Annotated in this window: 15 protein-coding genes; 8 read left to right on the forward strand and 7 right to left on the reverse strand. The window is 34.6% G+C overall.

Translation table 11 applies throughout. The features are described 5' to 3' along the window. Positions 1 to 5: 5 nt before the first annotated feature. Positions 6 to 992: a porphobilinogen synthase gene (hemB, locus tag RM538_RS05790; protein ID WP_311332456.1), complete on the forward strand. Its 987-nt coding sequence runs from the start codon at positions 6 to 8 to the stop codon at positions 990 to 992. Between the two features lies 1 nt (position 993). On the opposite strand, the gene RM538_RS05795 is transcribed toward hemB, so the two are convergent. Together RM538_RS05795 and RM538_RS05800 are read right to left on the reverse strand one after the other, a co-directional pair. After that, positions 994 to 2,208: a hypothetical protein gene (locus tag RM538_RS05795; protein WP_311332457.1), complete on the reverse strand. Its 1,215-nt coding sequence runs from the start codon at positions 2,206 to 2,208 to the stop codon at positions 994 to 996. A gap of 10 nt (positions 2,209 to 2,218) precedes the next feature. Next, a complete protein-coding gene (locus RM538_RS05800; protein ID WP_311332458.1) occupies positions 2,219 to 2,644 on the reverse strand; it encodes a hypothetical protein in 426 nt (141 codons plus the stop codon). A gap of 128 nt (positions 2,645 to 2,772) precedes the next feature. Here RM538_RS05800 and RM538_RS05805 point away from each other — a divergent pair, with 128 nt between their 5' ends. The 4 genes from RM538_RS05805 to RM538_RS05820 all read left to right on the forward strand — a co-directional run bounded on the left by RM538_RS05805 (position 2,773) and on the right by RM538_RS05820 (position 6,089). Beyond that, positions 2,773 to 3,291: a DinB family protein gene (locus tag RM538_RS05805; RefSeq protein ID WP_311332459.1), complete on the forward strand. Its 519-nt coding sequence runs from the start codon at positions 2,773 to 2,775 to the stop codon at positions 3,289 to 3,291. A gap of 61 nt (positions 3,292 to 3,352) precedes the next feature. Beyond that, positions 3,353 to 4,450 carry a CNNM domain-containing protein gene (locus RM538_RS05810; protein ID WP_311332460.1) on the forward strand — a complete coding sequence of 366 codons (1,098 nt, stop codon included), beginning with the start codon at positions 3,353 to 3,355 and terminating at the stop codon, positions 4,448 to 4,450. After that, positions 4,443 to 4,943 (forward strand): methylated-DNA--[protein]-cysteine S-methyltransferase, encoded by a 501-nt coding sequence (locus RM538_RS05815; RefSeq protein ID WP_311332461.1) that lies wholly within the window; start codon positions 4,443 to 4,445, stop codon positions 4,941 to 4,943. Before RM538_RS05810 ends, RM538_RS05815 begins: the two co-directional genes overlap by 8 nt. Before the next feature lie 3 nt (positions 4,944 to 4,946). Continuing rightward, on the forward strand, positions 4,947 to 6,089 hold the full coding sequence (locus tag RM538_RS05820) for a serine hydrolase domain-containing protein (RefSeq protein WP_311332462.1): 1,143 nt from the start codon (positions 4,947 to 4,949) through the stop codon (positions 6,087 to 6,089). On the opposite strand, the gene RM538_RS05825 is transcribed toward RM538_RS05820, so the two are convergent. Then, on the reverse strand, positions 6,086 to 7,624 hold the full coding sequence (locus RM538_RS05825; RefSeq protein ID WP_311332463.1) for an aryl-sulfate sulfotransferase: 1,539 nt from the start codon (positions 7,622 to 7,624) through the stop codon (positions 6,086 to 6,088). The genes RM538_RS05820 and RM538_RS05825 overlap by 4 nt on opposite strands. Positions 7,625 to 7,692: 68 nt before the next feature. Here RM538_RS05825 and RM538_RS05830 point away from each other — a divergent pair, with 68 nt between their 5' ends. Together RM538_RS05830 and RM538_RS05835 are read left to right on the forward strand one after the other, a co-directional pair. Next, positions 7,693 to 8,364, forward strand: a complete 672-nt coding sequence (locus tag RM538_RS05830; protein ID WP_311332464.1) for a sulfotransferase family protein — start codon at positions 7,693 to 7,695, stop codon at positions 8,362 to 8,364. 59 nt (positions 8,365 to 8,423) lie between these two features. Then, entirely contained in the window at positions 8,424 to 9,137 is a 714-nt protein-coding gene (locus tag RM538_RS05835) for a 3'-5' exonuclease (RefSeq protein ID WP_311332465.1), read from the forward strand. A gap of 76 nt (positions 9,138 to 9,213) precedes the next feature. Here RM538_RS05835 and RM538_RS05840 read toward each other — a convergent pair whose 3' ends face one another. Beyond that, positions 9,214 to 13,152, reverse strand: a complete 3,939-nt coding sequence (locus RM538_RS05840; RefSeq protein WP_311332466.1) for a M36 family metallopeptidase — start codon at positions 13,150 to 13,152, stop codon at positions 9,214 to 9,216. 387 nt (positions 13,153 to 13,539) lie between these two features. On the opposite strand from RM538_RS05840, the gene RM538_RS05845 reads away from it, so the two are divergent. Then, a complete protein-coding gene (locus RM538_RS05845; protein WP_311332467.1) occupies positions 13,540 to 15,228 on the forward strand; it encodes an ABC transporter ATP-binding protein in 1,689 nt (562 codons plus the stop codon). A 368-nt stretch (positions 15,229 to 15,596) separates the two neighbouring features. Here RM538_RS05845 and RM538_RS05850 read toward each other — a convergent pair whose 3' ends face one another. The 3 genes from RM538_RS05850 to RM538_RS05860 form a co-directional block, all read right to left on the reverse strand. Next, the gene (locus tag RM538_RS05850) at positions 15,597 to 16,253 is read right to left on the reverse strand and encodes a CoA transferase subunit B (protein WP_311332468.1); all 657 of its coding nucleotides are present in this window, start codon (positions 16,251 to 16,253) and stop codon (positions 15,597 to 15,599) included. A gap of 1 nt (position 16,254) precedes the next feature. Beyond that, the gene (locus RM538_RS05855) at positions 16,255 to 16,953 is read right to left on the reverse strand and encodes a CoA transferase subunit A (RefSeq protein ID WP_311332469.1); all 699 of its coding nucleotides are present in this window, start codon (positions 16,951 to 16,953) and stop codon (positions 16,255 to 16,257) included. 180 nt (positions 16,954 to 17,133) lie between these two features. Further along, a complete protein-coding gene (locus tag RM538_RS05860; RefSeq protein ID WP_311332470.1) occupies positions 17,134 to 19,443 on the reverse strand; it encodes a penicillin-binding protein 1A in 2,310 nt (769 codons plus the stop codon).

Consider the following 19,443-nt stretch of genomic DNA (forward strand, 5'->3'; position numbering starts at 1 on the left):
AACATATGTATCCACTTAAAAGAAATAGAAGGTTAAGAACTACGCAAGCACTTAGAAGTTTAGTAAGCGAAACAACAATTAGTGCAAACGACTTTATTGTTCCATTATTTATTGTAGAAGGAAAAGGCGTAAAAGAAGAAATCCCCTCGATGCCTAACTACTATAGGTATAGTTTAGACACCTTACCAACAGAGCTTAAAGAGCTATGGACATTAGGGTTACGGTGTGTTTTGCTTTTTGTAAAAGTTTCAGAAGACCTAAAAGACAATAACGGCACAGAGGCATTAAATCCAAACGGCCTAATGCAACAAGCTATTAAAAAGGTAAAAGATACTTGCCCAGATATGGTTGTAATGACAGATGTTGCATTAGACCCTTACTCTATTTATGGTCATGATGGCATTATTTCTGAAGGTAGGGTTATTAATGATGACACTAATGCTGTTCTAGCTGAAATGGCGCTAAGTCATGCCAATGCTGGGGCAGATATTGTAGCTCCAAGTGATATGATGGATGGTCGCATTTTTGAAATACGTAGCTTACTCGAAGACGAAGGCTTTCACGATACAGGTATTATGAGTTATAGTGCTAAATATGCTTCGGCTTTTTATGGTCCTTTTAGAGATGCGCTAGATAGTGCTCCAGCAGACGTAAAGGATATACCTAAGGATAAAAAAACCTATCAAATGGATCCTGCAAATCGAGAGGAAGCCATTAAAGAAACTCTTATGGATATAGAGGAAGGTGCAGATATTGTAATGGTAAAACCTGGACTATGTTATTTAGATATTGTTAGAGATTTAAAAAATGCTGTACAAGTCCCAATAGCTGTATATCAAGTAAGTGGCGAGTATGCAATGTTAAAGGCTGCTGCTGAAAAAGGATGGTTAGACCATGATCAAGTAATGCTAGAACAAGTTACCGCAATTAAAAGAGCAGGTGCTTCTATAATCGCAAGTTATTTTGCTAAGGATGTCGTAAAGCTCCTATAACTCACTCAAAAGCCTTTTCACCTAAATCAAAACCCCAGTTAATTCCTAATATTGTCACTAGGTTATTATCTACAGGAAAGTCTTTTCCAAAACCTCCTGTTACAGTAATATCTTCATTAATTTGGTAGCTTATATTCCCAACTGATCGAAATCTATCGCCATCTCCAGATCGTTTTAAGTACTCATATCCAAGTTTAAACTTATTTAATTCTAGCTCTAGCTTTCCGCCATAATCCCAAAAACTTTCATTAAAGTAGACTCCTTCTTCATCAATATTAAAACCATCATCTACAAACTTGCCAATTGCGTAAATGTGTAAATAACTACTGCTATTAAAACGCACAGCTGCGTCTGCAGTAAGCCAACTACCAAATCTATTTGCTGTAGATGCATTAATCTCTGCCTCTTTAAACAAAACGCTATAGCCAATAGCACCATCGATTCTAATGTTTGGCTTTATATTTTTAGGATTATTCACAAAACTTTCAACTTTAGGGCAGCGTTCAGCTAAGTAGTATTCAACTAACTTTTCTGGGGTTATATTTTCTATATTAAGCCTTTGTAATAAAGAGGTATTCTCTTCATCTTCAATAAATAGTTTAGCAACATCTTGAAATTGCACTTGTAACTCTATACTTTCTGCATAAGACTTGCAAGTACCACTTCCAGGTTTAGGATTATCTGTTTCAAGCACGTAGTACAATTCAAACTCTGTGCTTAATTCACTTTCGACACCTGTTTTGGTAATCGCCTTACTTACTTCTTTTGTTCTAGATTTATTATAAAATTTAAATATGGTAGTTCTAGCTCCTATTCCAGCTACCCTTTTTTCTCCGGTAAACCCTTCAAACTCTTTTTCGAGATAGGCCAATGAAAAAGACCAATCTGTTTTTAAACCAATAAGAGGGTCTATGTATTCTTCTCCATCCCTTTCTTTAAATCCTCTATACTTTTTATAGGTTCGCTTTTCATCAAAATCTATATACCAATAGGGGTTTATTTCAACTGCTATATTGGTGTTTGAAAATCCGTTGGCTAAGTAAACAGAAAGGCTTTTTAAATTTTCTGGAGTATGAAGCTGTGTTGGTGTCTCATCAAGCAATACAAATGCTGGATTGGTTACACTTTCAAAATTAAAATCATTAATAGATGCCTTTTCTTGAGCAAAAACAGAAATTGAAAAGAACAGCCCTAAAATTATATAAATATGTTTCATTTTAATAGTGTTAGGTTAGGAGAACTTCAATTCTTTTAGTCACTCTAAAGGTTTCGTCAGCATCACTCCCTTTGTTGTATTCATCTTTATGAGTATCATATTTAGTTTCAAAACCTTGTACTTGACCTCCATTAAAACTGTAATCAATCTCTGTTTGTGCTACAATAATATCTTTATTAGGAAACTGGTTTGCATCTACTATAAAGCTAGTAATAATCTTAACTATTGGTTTTTCAACTAGTTTAGACTTTAAAACCTCAGCTTCGTAATTTCCTTCAGCATTAATAGTTACAGCTTGTCTTTTTCTTCTTCTTGCATCCTCTTTTTGGTGAATAATAACAATTACCTCATTAGGGTCATCTAATTTTGCATCACTAGAAGGAATAACAGTAATAACTAAGTTTTTTGAATCATTTTTTGTAGAGTATATTTCCATAATGAAATTGGTTAAGTACTATAAATGTAGCAAGAAAAAACTCATTTAGGATACCTAATACTTAGTAATTGTTATTTACAAAAAGAACTGTAAGAATTTAGTACATTGCATATATATCTTTTTTTAAAATGAAACCATTCTTTACGTTCCTATGTGCAGGATTATGCATGTTATCTATTTATGCACAAGAACCTTCCACAGCTACTACCCCAAAAAAAGCATTTTTAGAGAAGTGGGAGAATTCCAAAAATTATCTAATTGGTATTGCAGAGGCAATGCCAGAGGAGTTTTACAATTTTAAACCTTCTGAAAGACAAATGAGCTTTAAAGAGCAGCTAGTACATATAAAAGGAAATATGGATTGGTTAGGTACCACTTACTTTTCAGCAGAAAAAAAAGAAGAATTTGAAAAAGAAAGTAAGCAAGAGGTTATTGCAGCTTTAGAAAATAGTTTTAACTTGGTTACTAAAGCAATAGAGGCTGCTGATAGCGTGGCACTTACTGAAACTGTAGACTTTTTTGCTGGACCTAAAACAAAACTACAAATACTCAATTTATTACAAGACCACGTAACCCATCACAGAGGACAACTTATTGTTTATCTTAACTTAAAAGAAATAACTCCACCAAGATACATTGGTTGGTAAATTATAGAGATTTTAAGAGGAGTTTCAGTCTTAAAATTTTAACTTTAAAAAAAATTATTGAATGACACTTTTAATCGTTTACGCGATATTATCTATTTTCTTTTCATTTTTATGCTCTATTCTAGAAGCAGCGCTACTTAGTTTTACGCCCACATTTATAAAAATGAAAACTCAAGAGAATAAAAGCTATGCTCAAACCTTAGCAAATCTTAAAAAGAATATTGACGAACCTCTTATAGCCATCTTAACAGTAAACACAATTGCACATACGGTAGGGGCTATTTTAGTTGGTGTAGAGGCAGAAAAATTACCTTATAAGGTTGAAATACTTGGTTTTAATATTGTCGGGGTTGTTTCGGCAATTATGACCTTGCTTATTTTAATTGTTTCAGAAATTATACCTAAAACAATTGGTGCTACGTATTGGAAAAAGCTTGGAAACTTTACTGCTATTTTTCTAAACGTTATTATTTTTCCTCTAAAATATACTGGTATTTTATGGTTACTTACACGTACTACAAAACTAATTGGCAAATCTGCGCATGTAAGCACTATGAGTCGAGAAGAATTTTTAGCAATTACAGATGCTGCTGAGCAAGAAGGTGTTTTTGAAGAAAACGAAAGTGCGGTAATTAAAAACCTTTTAATCTTCAAATCGGTTCAAGCAAAAGACGTAATGACACCCTTTCCTGTAGTGGTTACAGAAGACGAAACTGTAAGCCTATCTACATTTCACGAAAGCCATAAAAATCTTAGATTTTCACGTATTCCGGTATATAAAGAAAAATCGCATGACATTACAGGAGTAGTGCTTAAAGATGATATCCTTGAAGAAATTGTAGAGGAGCATGGAGACAAAACACTAGCTGACATAAAGAGAGACATTCATGTAATACAAAGTGATACTCCTATCCCAGATTTGTTTGATATTTTTATTAAACAACGTACACATATTTCGTTGGTAGTAGATGAGTTTGGAAACACAATTGGTATTGTTACCATGGAAGATATTATTGAAACACTTTTAGGCCTTGAAATTATGGATGAAAGTGACACAATAGAAGACATGCAAATTGCTGCTCGAAAAAATTGGGAACGCAGAGCAAAGCGAATGGGAATTCAGCTTAAAGAAGAAGAGGCTAAAAAAGAAAATGAGTAGTGAACATTATTATACAGGTTATTTAGATACACCTATTGGAATACTTCAATTAGGCTTTACTGAAGAAAAAAAACTCTGTTTTGCTCATTTTAATGAAGATGATGTTTTTACTGAGGTTGCTAACAGCATGCAAGTTGAAGAAATACAAACAGCAATCGCTCAATTAAAAGAATACTTTGAGGGAACTAGAAAAACGTTTAGCATTCCATTAGCACCCAAAGGAACCTATTTTCAGAAAAAAGTATGGGAAAAATTAGAAAAAATCCCCTTTGGAAAAACAGCTAGCTACCAAGAGATGGCAAACCAACTTGGAGACCCAAAAGTAATACGAGCTGCTGCTTCTGCTAATGGTAAAAACCCAATAGCAGTAATTATTCCTTGCCATAGAGTAATAGGTAGTGATGGTTCATTAACTGGCTATGCTGGAGGTTTACATCGTAAAAAATGGCTTTTGGAGCACGAAAGTCCTGTAAAACAACAAAGTTTATTTTAAAGTATGAAAAAGCTTTATCGTTTCTTCTATTGGGTTATTGCGTTAGTAACCCTAATCGTAATCGTTTTAAAAATAACAGATTACGATTATATCCTTAAAGGAGTGCGGGTAGTCTATATGACTGGGCATACAACTGCTTTTATAGACGACCATGTCTATTTTGAAAATGAAATAATTCCACCAAGTAACAATCCACAACCTTGGGAGAAACACAAAGATTACAACACCATATCTGCAACTCCAGAGCTTCAAAAAATTAATGACAACCTAGGAACAGTAGCCCTTATTATTATAAAAAATGACAGTATTTGGTATGAAAACTATGCAGAAGGGTACAATGAAACTTCTCAGACTAACTCCTTCTCCATGGCAAAAAGCGTAACCTCAGCACTTTTAGGAAAAGCTATAAAAGACGGATTTATTAAAGGTTTAGACCAGCCCATTGGTGATTTCTTTCCACAATATAAAGACGCTGAGACTACTGTAGGAGATTTATCATCCATGGCTTCAGGGTTAGATTGGGAAGAGTCTTACAAAAGCCCTTTTAGCATTACAGCTAGAGCCTATTATGATGATGATTTAGCCGAAACGATTCTGTCGCAAAAAGTAGTTGAAAAACCAGGTGTTTACTTTAAATACCTAAGCGGAAATACACAATTACTGGCTATTTTAATAGAAAAAGCGACCGGAAAACAACTTGAAACCTATTTGTCTGAAAGTTTTACCCAACCTATGGGTTTTGAACAAGAAGCACTCTGGCAAGTAGATGATGAGCATAATAGATTAGTAAAAGGCTATTGCTGTATTGCTAGTAATGCAAAAGATGTTGCTCGTTTTGGAAAATTATATTCTAATTATGGTAATTGGAATGGAGAACAATTATTAGATTCAAGTTTTGTAGCTACCTCAATTGCGCCTCGTTTTAAAGAAAGCCCAGAATATGGTTATGGCTTTTGGTTAAGTAATCATCTTGATAAAAAGATTTTTGTCATGCGAGGGATTTTAGGGCAATATGTAATTTCCATTCCAGAAGATAATCTAATTATTGTGCGTTTAGGGCATAAAAGAGGTAATAGAAATGGGCGTACTTTTCCAAGTGATTTTTATACTTATGTGGAGGAAACGTATAGTATGCTCAAAAATTAATTTTCCAGTTTAAATCGTTCTGACCTGTATAACATATCTAATTGCCCCCAATTAAAGGTCTTATTACCATCTAAGGTTTTATAATTTAAAGTTGCCTCAAAAACTTCTTCTCCTTTTGGATAAGTAGTTTCAATAATCTTTCCTTTTCCAGGTAAAACATAACCAAAAGTAATTAACCTATTGTTTGTTTTTAACAAACGGTCAGCTTCGCTTATTAACAAAGCTGCATATTCACTCCCTTTATCCTTGCCATATTCCCATACTTGCTTTACTTGCATATTTTCTTCATCTATATCATATTCTACAGCTCTTGAATAACTAATTTCTTTGTTAAAGTTTCTTAGATACCCATTATCAAAAAGCAATATATTACCATTTGGTAATACTTCTGGAGCATGTTGACCCCAAGGAAAATCAAAGTTTCCATGGCTTACATTCCCTTCTTGAACTTCTTTACCGAATGGTTTTCCGTCTTTATCTATCGCTGTTAACAAGAATTCATTTGTGTCAATACCATTTCCTTCTCTTCCAGATTTTCCCCAGTTTTTTTGAGGCGATAAAATCCATTTTAGTTCATCGTCCCAACTAATTTTACATATTCCTTGATTTCTGCCGGATACAATAATGGATTTATCACTTTCATCATAGGCAAGCCCATTAATATGAATCCAATTACCTTTTGTTTTTCTATTTAAATCTTGCCTATTTACATCAAGATGTTTTGCAACGTCCCATTCTTTAATCACCTCATATGTTTCAGGGTTTATAACAATTATAAAATCATTGTTAGACAACATTCTTTCTCCATCAATAATTACATAGCTATCTCTTTTCTTAACTGCTAAAAGTAAGTTACCGTCAGGAAGTTCAATAAGTTCATGATGAAGCCAGTAATTAGTATTAATAGGTATTGTTTTCTTTTTATTGCCCAACATATCATACTCATAAATATTCATCTTGCTACCAAACATTAAATTGCCATTTTTAACTCTTTGAATTGGCCAAACAATTTCATTATATGAGCTTAAATCTAACAACCACCTTATTTCGCCTTCATCATCAAAAATCATTGGTCTAGAAACAGAAACTCCGTTTTTTGCATAATGGATATCACACAAATGCCATCCAGGCTCCATTAATTCTCTATTAATCTTATTAATTGTTATGGATGGTAAATAATTTGGCAAAGCTTCAGTTTTAATGGCGATAGTATCAATCGTTTCTCCATCTTTATGAGATAAAGTAACCTCAACTTTGTTTGTTGTATTAGGATAAAGACCTAAAACTGGGATTTTTAATTTTTTTCCTAAGGAATCAAACTTCTCTTCATAAATAGAAGTTCCTAAAACACGTATAGATGCGCTACAATTTTTATTTGAAGTAATTGACAACTCTGCTGTTAATGGAGTATTGCCATTAGGGTTTAATAAAGGTACTATATCATAACTAAAACTAGATTTATTACAACCTCCAAATACCCCTAGAAATACAATAACAAATAAATACTTGTATTTAAGACTTACTATTTTAATCATTTTTTTTATGTTTAACATCTATAAGCTTTTATTAAAAATCAAAAATAGCTTAAAAATCTCATTAAAATATGTCTTTAAAAATAATAGGTGCAGGCTTTCCAAGAACGGGTACAACAACTCTTAAAATGGCTCTAGAAATATTAGGCTATTCTAAAACGTATCATTTTAAAGATTTGTTTGCAAATCCTGAACAGGTAAAGTATTGGAATGAACTTGAAAAAAACGGTGCTACAGACTATAAAAGTCTATTTGATGGCTTCCAAGCTAGTGTAGATTTCCCAGGTTATCCATACTATAAAAAATTACTGAAAGAGTTTCCTGATGCAAAAATTATTTTAACAAAGAGAGATGTGAATGCTTGGTATGAAAGCACCTTTAAAACAATATGGCAAGTTACACCTGATAAATTGCTTGAAGGGATAAAAGATGAATCTGAACTTGCAAGCAATGAAAATTTAAAAAACAAAATAGCTTGTATTAGATTTCTTAGAGAAGTATACTTCAAAAAAGAACTTAATGATGATTTTTTAAATAAAGAAAATACAATTAAAGCTTTTGAAAACCATATACAAGAAGTTATAAACTTTCTTCCTAAAGAAAAATTGTTAGTATATGAAGTTTCTCAAGGGTGGGGACCTCTATGCAGCTTTCTAGGAAAACCCATTCCTACAAATGAGTTTCCTCATTTAAATAAAAAAGAGCAATTTAAAAAAATGTTAGGTGCTATGGTTACTGGTTAAAGTACTAAGTTCAACAATTTTTTTATATTTAACCCAACTCCCCGCAACACTAAAATACAATGCTTACAAAAATAAATCCTGAACATATCTTGTTCTTGGATATAGAAACAGTACCTCAATTTGAGGATTATAACGAGTTGAGTGATACTGCAAAATCACTCTGGGAGCAGAAGACACAATACCAACGTAAAGATGAGTTTACTCCTGAAGCGTTTTATGACAGGGCGGGTATTTGGGCCGAATTTGGAAAAATTATCTGTATTTCAGTAGGGCATTTTGTTATGAAAGGAGCTATTAGAAAATTTAGGATTACTAGTTTTCATGGAGAAGAAATAACTCTTTTAAAAGAGTTTAAAATGCTGCTCGAAACCCATTTTAATAGACCACATCATTTATTATGTGCCCACAACGGAAAAGAGTTTGACTTCCCTTACATAGCAAGAAGAATGATTATTCATGGCATTTCACTACCCTTTAAATTAAACTTATTTGGTAAAAAACCTTGGGAAGTTCCTCACCTAGATACGCTAGAACTATGGAAGTTTGGTGACTATAAAACCTTCACAACGCTAAAGTTAATGGCACATGTTTTGGGAATTCCTTCCCCAAAAGATGATATTGACGGTAGTCAAGTAAGAGACGTATTCTACAATGAAAAAGATATGGATAGGATTATAACCTATTGTGAAAAAGATACAATTACTGTGGCTCAAATTTTCTTAAAGCTTCGCAATGAAGCACTACTTAAAGAAGATGAAGTTCTTTCAATTTAAAAAAACCCGCTCTAACAAAAGAACGGGTTTTTAAAATACTTAACTCAAAAATTAATACCTAAGTTAAAAAGGAATACTATTCTACGATAAATCGTTCTACAAATTTCTTACCTCCTTCGGCATTTACTTCAATAATGTACATACCACTTCTTAAAGCAGCAACATCAACTTTGTTTGTAAAAGAACCTGATTGAATTTTTTGTCCAATCATATTAAAGATAACATAATCTATAGGCTCGGCTTCAAGAACACTAATATTAACAACGCCTCTATTTACTGGATTTGGATATAAGCTAAATCCAGAGATGTTAGAATTGTTATTAGTAATACCGCTATCTTCATCCCCTCCAAAAGAAGTAGGAATAATTACAGTATAGTCTTCTACTTCACCATAAGTAAAGGTCTCACAAGCTGTTGGAATTCCGTTATATTTCATAGAAACTCTCATTCTTGTTGGTCCAGCAGAGGCTCCAGATGGAATACTAAACGATCCTGTAATTGGTGTTGCTGTTGTAGCAGCTCTAGAGTATGCCAATTCATTAGCATCTGTAAAGTCACCATCGCGATTCCAATCTACAAATACAGCGTATGCTTCTGGGTAAACTGTACCTGTCCACAATGGTGTAATTGTAATTGAATTATTACCGCTTAATACCGTAGATAAGTTTGTAAAGTCACCATATCCACCAGAAGAAGCTCCTGTCGCGTTATTTATACTACCCATTTGAACTCTCTGAATATACTCATCATTAGTATTATTACTGTTCGATGTACAATACCCAGTTGGAGCAGTCCCTCCAGCAGAAAGTGAAATATTATCTATTGCAATATCTGCTTGCCAAGTGCTTCCTGTAATTCTGTTAAAACGCAACTGTACACTTCCGCCTACATATGCATTTAAAGATACAGACTGAGCATTCCATTGGTTTCCTTGGTTCCCAGTTTGGCTCCATATAGATGTCCATGTAGCCCCATCGTCATCACTTGCTTCAAGTGAAATACTTCCCATATCACTTGCTCCAAACATGTGGTAGTCAAAGTTAAAGTTAGCTTCACTTTCTCCACTTAAATCAATACAAGGCGAATTAATAATTGCCTGTTTGTTAGGATATCCTGTTCCATTTCCAGAAGCTTCAACATAAATATACCATGATCCTGCAGATCCACTAGAAGGTCCTGTATTGTTAGATGGTGTTCCACTAGCATCTCTAGTCCAATTAATATCATCTCCACTATCTTGAGTCCATAAACCAATTGAGCTTTCAAAACTTTCTGAATAGCTTATATCAACTCCATTGGTACATCCACCACCTCCACCAGGAGATTGTGTTGTTACATTTTCAGTATTACTAAATGCTGAATTATTTCCAGCAGCATCAAATGCTCTTACTTGAAATGCATACGTTGTTCCAGAACTTAAACCAGTAACATTTGCCGATGTATTAGCTGTCGTGCCTATACTAGACCCATCTAAGAAAACTTCGTATCCTGTAACTGCTACGTTATCACTTGAAGCGTTCCAACTTAGATCAACTGTTGTTTCAGTAACATTAGACGATGTCAAGTTATCAGGTACAGTAGGTGCTTGCGTATCTGCAGTATTTCCACCCTCAAGCTCAAAAGCATCAAGTGCAATATCTGCTTGCCAAGTACTTCCTGTTACTCTATTAAAACGCATACGGAAATTACTTTCTCCAGCATATGAACCTAGGTCAATACTTTCGTTGTTCCATTGGTTTCCTTGATTTCCAGTTTGATTCCAAATACTTGTCCAAGTTGTTCCATCATCTGTACTAACTTCAAGATCGATACTTCCCATATCTGCGGCTCCAAACATGTGGTAGCTAAAGTTAAAAGTAGCATCATTTTCTCCGCTTAAATCAAAACAAGGAGAATTTAAAATCGCTCTCTTATTAGGGTATCCTGTCCCATTTCCAGAGGCTTCAACATACACATATGTTGTTCCGTCTATTGCAGAAGCAGGTCCTGTATTGCTAGATGGAGTTCCACTAGCATCACGTGTCCAATCTATATCATCTTGCGTAGATTGTGACCAATCACCTAATGAGCTTTCAAAACTTTCATCATAAGGGTAATTTGAAACTGTTCCAGAACACGCTTCTGGTGTTGGAGGTCCTTGACATCCGCTTACAAAAGAAGTAGTCTGGTCACTATTTGTATTAGTTCCTCCATTAGTATTCTCATTTGCATTTAGTCCTACTCCACGAGCAGCAAAAACATCCCAAATTATACAATTATACTGTCCACCATACAAATCTTGATCTGCCTGTAAAATTCCGTCACGTCCAGATACAAAGCCTGGATTGTTTGCAGTATTTTTAAGTCCTTCAATAACAAGTGCCATTGCAATGTTATTTCCTCCAGTTCCATTGTAAAAATCTGTATCAAAGCCTTCCTGTGCAACTAAGGCCCAAGTCATATCCCAAAGGATAGTTGCCCAAGCATATCCCACACCATGTGGTATAGCAAGACCGTTAATGTCTCCATATGTTGTTCCGTTAATAGATGTATCTGTAGAGTACGGTGTTGGTCTAATTCCGCCACCATTTGTGTCTTCTCCAAGAGCAAAGTTTCCTATTCCTCTTGCATCTGTAGGAGCATCACCAGGTTTCATAGTAAGCATTAAACCAAACCAGTCACTCCATCCTTCTCCCATTTGCTCAGAACCTCCAAGTGCATTGGTGCTTGGCCCTCCAACAAGACGTGTAGAAATACCATGCCCATACTCATGAGCAATAATTCCGTTGTCAAAATCCCCATCAGTTTGTGGGTTTGTAGTAGTCCATAAAAACATTTGCATCCTTGGATTAGAACCATCTGGAGGTGTACCAAAGTTTGCATTGTTTGTTCCACTACCATCTTGTGCATCTGCATTTACACTATCGCTTCCTGCACCGCCGTTTCCATAGTTATTTTCTTGGAAGTTTCCAGATGCCTCATCAAAACCATACTGGTACCATACATCATGCATAATGTTATTCCAGTAAAATAAATTTGTGATTGCTGCGTCTCTGTAAGTACTAGGCTGATTGTTAAAGTTAACTGGATAATTAAAATCTAATCCAGAACCTCCATTAGGTGAATACCCAATTCCGTTATTACCGTTTGCATCTTCCATTGCCCATACATTATTACCTCGAGTAATAGTATATTCTGCTCCGTTAGCACCATTTGTGTCATGCCAGCCAAAAGGCGAAGCATTTAAGTCTTGAGGGTCATTTACAATAGAACGACCTCCGTCTAAGGGGCTTTCTAAAGGCATTGGATACACATTGTAGCTTTCTCCTGCAACAAAAGTTGCAGGTGCTTCTTCTACAGTATAAAAAAGAGCTGTTTCATTATTGCTATGTTCGTGTGTGTCGTGGTTATCTCCCCAGTTACAAGTTAATACCCAATCCTCTGTACGCAATACTGCGCCAGTTGTTGCGTCTATGTTTTCACTCCACCAATGTTGACCATTTTTTTGGTACAAGCTTACATTCCAAACAAGCTTTAATTGTCCTTCATGAAGTTGATAGTATTGCTTTACTTTAATTGGTTCTGAAGAAAAAGAAGCATCCTCATAAGTGTAAAATCCATCTGAAGTTCTTGTTCCATTGGATAATGATGGTCTTGATAATCCATGGTTTTGCACAGTTTTATATATCGCATCTTGTGGAGATAGCGAGCCTCCTGTTACTGGAGAACGAGATGGAATATCTACCACAAATTGATCTACTTTGTAAGTTATTTTACCACTATTTATAGTAAACTTATAAGTAGCAAACTGTATAGGGATGTTATTATGAAGTTGTTGTACATAAACGTGTTGTACATTTGGATTTAAAGAAGGCACAATATCTGTAATTTCCCATTGTGCTAAATCTACCTGTTTAAAATGAGACTCTCCTTTAAGAACATTAAAATACTCTTGTAAGGTTCCCTCTACGTTTTGAGAGTATCCTAGTTGTCCTATCAAACAAATGATAAGCCCAAAAAAATAAAATTTTTTCATTTTTAATAATTTTGATTAGTGTTTGTAATAGCTTCAATGCTTCTAAAAGTTAGAAGCAAGGTAAAAGATCAAGTAGTTAAGGGGTAACTTTAGAAAAATTGTAAATGAATCATAGTTTAGGTTTGTTTGTAAAAAATTAAAATTGAGGGTGTTATAGTCATGATACATGATTTTTTAATATATCACTTAAATCCACCTTTTGTTATTAAATATTTATAGATTTCAATATTTTTTTGACTTATTTTCAAAATTATTCGGAATGTAATAGAAATAATGCAAAATTCAAATTTTATTCGATGAACTACACTAACAAATTATTAACATTACTTTTCCTACTAAATAAATTGCTCTATTATTTCAATATTTTAAATCATATCTTTGATGGTAATGAAGCAAAAGCCAATTATTGAAGTTTCTAACCTCCATGTTTCTTTCGGAAAAAGAAAAAACATAACACCAGTTGTTAAGGGTGTAAGTTTTACAATTAATGAGAATGAAATTTTGGGAATTGTTGGGGAGTCCGGTTCAGGAAAATCTGTTACCTCAATGGCAATTATGGGATTATTGCCTAAAAAAACATCAAAAGTTGAAGGTGAAATTTTGTTTGATGATAGCGACCTTCTTTCAAAGTCCGAAAAAGAACTAAGAAAGTACCGAGGTAATGAAATTGCAATGATATTTCAAGAGCCTATGAGTGCTCTAAACCCTTCGTTAACCTGTGGTTATCAAGTTACTGAAATGCTTTTACACCATACTAACCTTTCAATATCTGAAGCCAAAAAAGAAACACTAGCTCTTTTTGAAAAAGTAAAGCTGCCTAGACCTAGAGAATTATATGGAAAATATCCACATCAAATAAGTGGTGGACAAATGCAGCGGGTTATGATTGCTATGGCAATTTCATGTAAGCCAAAGTTATTAATTGCAGATGAGCCTACTACAGCACTTGATGTAACTGTTCAAAAAGAAATACTTCAATTACTCAAAGAAATACAAAGAGAGACTAAAATGAGTCTTATTTTTATCTCTCACGATCTTAGTTTGGTCTCAGAAATTGCAGATAATGTGGTTGTGATGTATCAAGGAGAAATTGTAGAACAAGGTAGTGTCTATCAAATCTTTAAGCTTCCTAAACATGAGTACACAAAAGCATTATTGGCTTCTAGGCCTTCACTAGATAAAAGGCTTAAAAAACTTCCTACTATTGCTTCAATTGTTTCAAAAAGCTTTACATCTTCAGAAATTACGCAACAACAGCGGGCACTAAAACACAAATCTATTTACACTAAATCACCACTTCTGGAGGTACATAATCTAGAAAAAGAGTATTACTCCAATGCTGGGCTGTTTAAGCCTAAAAAAGCTTTTAAGGCAGTAAATGATGTTAGTTTTAAGGTTTATGAAGGTGAAACAGTAGGCCTAGTGGGAGAGTCTGGTTGTGGTAAATCTACACTTGGCAAAGCTATCTTACAGTTGGACAAAGCAACTAAGGGAAGTATAAAATATAGAGGCAAAGAAATTACTCAATTATCTAAGCAGTCTACTAGAAGATTACGAAAAGAAATCCAGTTAATTTTTCAAGACCCATACTCTTCACTCCATCCCAGAATGTTATTAGGGCAAGCATTATTAGAGCCTATGAAAGTTCACAATATTGGTGGGACAAATAAAGCAAAGAAAACTAAAGTACTAGAGCTTTTAGAGCGTGTAGGGCTTGATGAGAGTTACTTTTATAGATACCCACATGAGCTCTCCGGAGGACAGAGACAACGTGTGGGTATTGGTCGCACTATTATAATGGAACCTAAACTTGTTATTTGTGATGAGTCTGTTTCTGCCTTAGATATTTCTGTACAAGCACAGGTTTTAAATTTATTAAATGAATTAAAAGAGGACTTCGGCTTTACCTATATATTTATTTCTCATGATTTGGCTGTAGTAAAATATATGTCTGACCAGTTATTGGTCATGAACCAAGGAAAGATAGAAGAACTAGGCGATGCCGATGAAATTTATGCAAACCCTCAAACAGCTTATACAAAGAAGTTAATAGATGCTATACCTAAAGGGTTATAAAAAATAGTCCCGTTCTAACCTCACAAAGAACGGGACTTTTGTATGAATCTTTTTTTAAGATTCGGGGGTAATACTCTGAAAAAAATTACAGTAACAAAAACACTTTTTTAAATAAAAACAAAACATTATTAACTAATTCTAAAACACTTTTAAAATGATTTGTAATCTTTTTCATGAGTAGGTTAAATTCATATTGTTTGGGATTGCTAATATGGGAATACTTTTAAATATAAATCGATTAAAAACACATATTTTCGTTTAAAAGCAACTTAATTTAACATAAATAGAATTTATTAAAGAAAAATCTTACTTTTTATAAATAAAAAACCCGATGCGTAAACATCGGGTTTTTAGGTGTTTATAATGTATTAAAATTTCATTTCTGGGATATTACCCTCAACTATTAAGTCTCCTTCTGTGGCTTCCTTAATAGTTTCTACTGAAACTCCAGGTGCTCTTTCTAACAATTTAAACGTATTATTCTCAATTTCTAATACCGCAAGGTTAGTCACTATTTTCTTAACACAGTTTACTCCTGTTAATGGTAAGGAGCATTGTTTAAGTAGTTTTGATGCTCCTGCCCTATTGGTATGCATCATTGCTACTATAATATTTTCTGCAGAAGCTACAAGATCCATAGCACCCCCCATTCCTTTAACCATTTTTCCAGGTATTTTCCAGTTAGCAATATCTCCATTTTGGGCTACTTCCATAGCGCCTAGTATTGTTAAGTCCACATGCTGTCCTCGTATCATTGAAAAGCTTGTCGCGCTATCAAAAAAAGAGGCACCTGGTAGGGCAGTGATGGTTTGTTTACCTGCATTAATTAAATCTGGATCTTCCTCTCCCTCATAAGGAAAAGGTCCCATTCCTAAAATTCCATTTTCACTTTGAAAATCAACTTCTATGTCATCTCTCACAAAATTTGCTACTAAGGTTGGGATACCAATACCTAAGTTTACATAGTATCCGTCTTTTACTTCTTTAGCAATACGTTGTGCTATTTGTTCTTTTCCTAAACTCATATTATCTCTTTCTTACCGTAAGTTGTTCTATTCTTTTTTCGTACTTCACTCCTTTAAAAATTCGTTGTACAAATATGCCAGGGATGTGAATATCGTTTGGGTCTAGTGAGCCAGCAGGCAATAGCTCTTCTACCTCAGCAACTGTTATGGTAGCGGCACCACACATATTAGGGTTAAAGTTACGAGCTGTGCCTTTAAAAATTAGATTCCCCGCTTCATCTCCTTTCCAAGCTTTTACAAAAGCAAAATCTGCTTTAAAAGCATGCTCTAGAATATGCATTTTTCCATTAAAATCTCTTGCTTCTTTTCCTTCTGCTACTTCAGTACCATAACCCGCTGGTGTGTAAAAGGCTGGTATCCCACTTTGAGCAGCACGACAGCGCTGTGCTAATGTTCCTTGAGGAATTAACTCTACTTCCAACTCACCGCTAAGCATTTGTCTTTCAAATTCTGCATTCTCACCTACATACGAAGAAATCATTTTTTTTATTTGATGTTTCTGAAGTAATAAACCCAAACCAAAATCATCTACACCTGCATTATTTGAAATGCAAGTAACATTTTTTACATTTCTACGCACCAACTCGGCAATTGCATTTTCTGGAATACCACTTAAGCCAAACCCCCCCAACATAAAAGTCATCCCATCTTTGACGCCTTCACAAGCTGTTTGAACATCTGTAACTGTTTTATTTATCATGAATTTTTTGTTTTCTGAAAATCTTAAATTCTATCATTTTTCAGCTGAAAAACAATACTTAAAAATACAAAAAATGCTTCAGAAATAACTCTGAAGCATTTACTATTTTCTATAACTTTTCATTTTTACATTTGAAAAGAAACTATCAAGTTGGCCACTTTTTCAGAACAATTAATTTAATTAAAAATCAAACTCATCTGTATCATCGTCATCTGTATCTGTGTTTTCTTCACGCCACTTACTACAGTCTGTTTCTATTGACAAATTAGATGGTCTAGAAAATCTCCCGTCAGAAACATCAAGCTCTTCATTCGCGTAGCATTTTTTCATATAGATTGCCCAAATAGGCAATGCCATACTCGCTCCTTGACCATATGCTGTTCTGCTAAAACGTGTGGCTCTATCTTCTCCTCCTACCCAAACACCCGTTACTAGATTGGGTACCATACCCATAAACCAGCCGTCACTATTATTTTGTGTAGTACCTGTTTTACCCGCTATTGGGTTTTTAAAACCGTATGGGTAATCTGTAATTATTTTTTTATAAACTGGATCCCCACCTCTCCATGTATGACGTAATCTACTTCCAGACCCTGATTGTGTTACACCTTCCATTAGGCTTACTGTAACATAGGCAGATTCTTTATTAATTACATCTTTTGTCTCAGGCACATTTTGATAAAGTATAGTTCCATTTTTATCTTCTATCCTTGAGATTAAAGTAGGTTTTACGTATACCCCCTCGTTTGCAAAGACACTGTATGCTCCAACCATTTCAAACAAAGTAACATCTGGAGTTCCTAACGCAATAGATGGAGCTTCTGGAATATCTTTAGACTCAACTCCCATTTTATCTACCAATTCTATCACGGGTCTTGGCCCTACACGGTCAATAAGTCGTGCTGTTACCGTATTAATAGACTGTGCTAGTGCAGCTTTAAGTGTAAGCATTCCACCGCCACCACCGCTTGAGTTTTTAGGTGTCCATGGTTTTAATAAGCCATACTTACCTTCTGGAATAGTATATGGTGTATTAGGTAATGTATCACATGGTGACATATGCATCTGGTCTATTGCCGTTGCATATACAAATGGCTTAAAAGTAGAACCTATTTGACGCTTACCCGTTTTTACCATATCGTATTTAAAGTGTTTGTAGTTAATGCCTCCTACCCATGCTCTTACTTCACCTGTTTGTGGTGTCATAGACATCATAGAAGCCCTTAAAAATGATTTATAATAGCGAATAGAGTCCATAGGGGTCATAGTGGTATCTATATCTCCACCCCATGAAAAAATGCTCATTTTTGTTTTTTTCTTGAAACTTTCAATAATTTCTTTTTCACTTTTTCCTTGGTCTTCTAAGATTCTCCAACGGTCACTTCGCTTCATGGCGCTTCGCATAATTCCATTGATTTCTTCTTCAGAAATATCTCTAAAAGGTGCTGTTTTGTTTTTCTCATTTTGAGCCGTAAATTCTTTTTGAAGATTTGCTATATGAGAATCTACAGCTTCTTCTGCGTATTGTTGCATTCTAGAGTCTATAGTTGTGTACACCTTTAGACCGTCACTATAAATATCCCAAGAGTCTCCATTGCTTTTAGGGTTTTCTTTTACCCAATCTGCCATAAAAGCACGCGCATATTCTCTAAAATAAGTGGCCAAACCTTCAACATGTCCTTGGGGGGTGTATTTTAAATTAAGAGGAAGTGCTTGTAATGAGTCTTTTACTTTCTCTGTAATGTAATCATACTTTTCCATCTGAGAGAGCACTACATTTCTTCGGTTTTTAACTCCTTCAGGATTACGGATAGGGTTGTATAAGGATGAATTTTTAAACATTCCAACTAACATTGCAGACTCTACCGTGTTAAGGTCTCTTGGCGGCTTGTCAAAGTATATATTGGCAGCAGACTCTATTCCTACAGCTTGATTTAAAAAATCGTACTCATTAAAGTACATTGCTATAATTTCTTCTTTTGTATAGCGGCGCTCTAAGCGAGTGGCAATTACCCATTCTTTAATTTTCTGGATACCACGTTGCAATTTATTTCTTGAAACTTGTTCTGTAAAAAATAGTTTAGCTAATTGTTGCGAAATAGTACTCGCTCCTCCTCTTGAACCTAGGAAAACTGCCGCTCTCACGGTTCCTTTTGCATCAATCCCTGCGTGGTCATAAAATCTGGCATCTTCTGTAGCAATAAGAGCTTTTACTAAGTGGTCTGGGAGTTCTTCATAAAATACTGGTGTTCTATTTTCTTTATAAAACTTTCCAATTACTTTACCATCTACAGCTATAATTTCTGTAGCTAAGTTTTTTTCTGGGTTTTCAAGGCTTGTTTCATCTGGCAGGCTTCCAAAAGCTCCCCAAGAGGCCAATAAAAAGACTAGGATAATTAATCCAATAAAGCCTGCGAAGAGTTTCCAAAAGGTTCTAATGTGTTTTCCAACACCTGCAGGTTCTTTCTTTTTTGTTTGTTTTTTTGCCAT

The sequence above is a fragment of the Patiriisocius hiemis genome (assembly GCF_031846325.1).
Lineage (GTDB): Bacteria > Bacteroidota > Bacteroidia > Flavobacteriales > Flavobacteriaceae > Patiriisocius_A > Patiriisocius_A hiemis.

Bases quoted from the DNA above. Each gene is read 5' to 3' on its own strand.
- hemB (WP_311332456.1), top strand. From the start codon at position 6: ATGTATCCACTTAAAAGAAATAGAAGGTTAAGAACTACGCAAGCACTT.
- RM538_RS05795 (WP_311332457.1), bottom strand. From the start codon at position 2,208: ATGAAACATATTTATATAATTTTAGGGCTGTTCTTTTCAATTTCTGTT.
- RM538_RS05800 (WP_311332458.1), bottom strand. From the start codon at position 2,644: ATGGAAATATACTCTACAAAAAATGATTCAAAAAACTTAGTTATTACT.
- RM538_RS05805 (WP_311332459.1), top strand. From the start codon at position 2,773: ATGAAACCATTCTTTACGTTCCTATGTGCAGGATTATGCATGTTATCT.
- RM538_RS05810 (WP_311332460.1), top strand. From the start codon at position 3,353: ATGACACTTTTAATCGTTTACGCGATATTATCTATTTTCTTTTCATTT.
- RM538_RS05815 (WP_311332461.1), top strand. From the start codon at position 4,443: ATGAGTAGTGAACATTATTATACAGGTTATTTAGATACACCTATTGGA.
- RM538_RS05820 (WP_311332462.1), top strand. From the start codon at position 4,947: ATGAAAAAGCTTTATCGTTTCTTCTATTGGGTTATTGCGTTAGTAACC.
- RM538_RS05825 (WP_311332463.1), bottom strand. From the start codon at position 7,624: ATGATTAAAATAGTAAGTCTTAAATACAAGTATTTATTTGTTATTGTA.
- RM538_RS05830 (WP_311332464.1), top strand. From the start codon at position 7,693: ATGTCTTTAAAAATAATAGGTGCAGGCTTTCCAAGAACGGGTACAACA.
- RM538_RS05835 (WP_311332465.1), top strand. From the start codon at position 8,424: ATGCTTACAAAAATAAATCCTGAACATATCTTGTTCTTGGATATAGAA.
- RM538_RS05840 (WP_311332466.1), bottom strand. From the start codon at position 13,152: ATGAAAAAATTTTATTTTTTTGGGCTTATCATTTGTTTGATAGGACAA.
- RM538_RS05845 (WP_311332467.1), top strand. From the start codon at position 13,540: ATGAAGCAAAAGCCAATTATTGAAGTTTCTAACCTCCATGTTTCTTTC.
- RM538_RS05850 (WP_311332468.1), bottom strand. From the start codon at position 16,253: ATGAGTTTAGGAAAAGAACAAATAGCACAACGTATTGCTAAAGAAGTA.
- RM538_RS05855 (WP_311332469.1), bottom strand. From the start codon at position 16,953: ATGATAAATAAAACAGTTACAGATGTTCAAACAGCTTGTGAAGGCGTC.
- RM538_RS05860 (WP_311332470.1), bottom strand. From the start codon at position 19,443: ATGGCAAAAAAACAAACAAAAAAGAAAGAACCTGCAGGTGTTGGAAAA.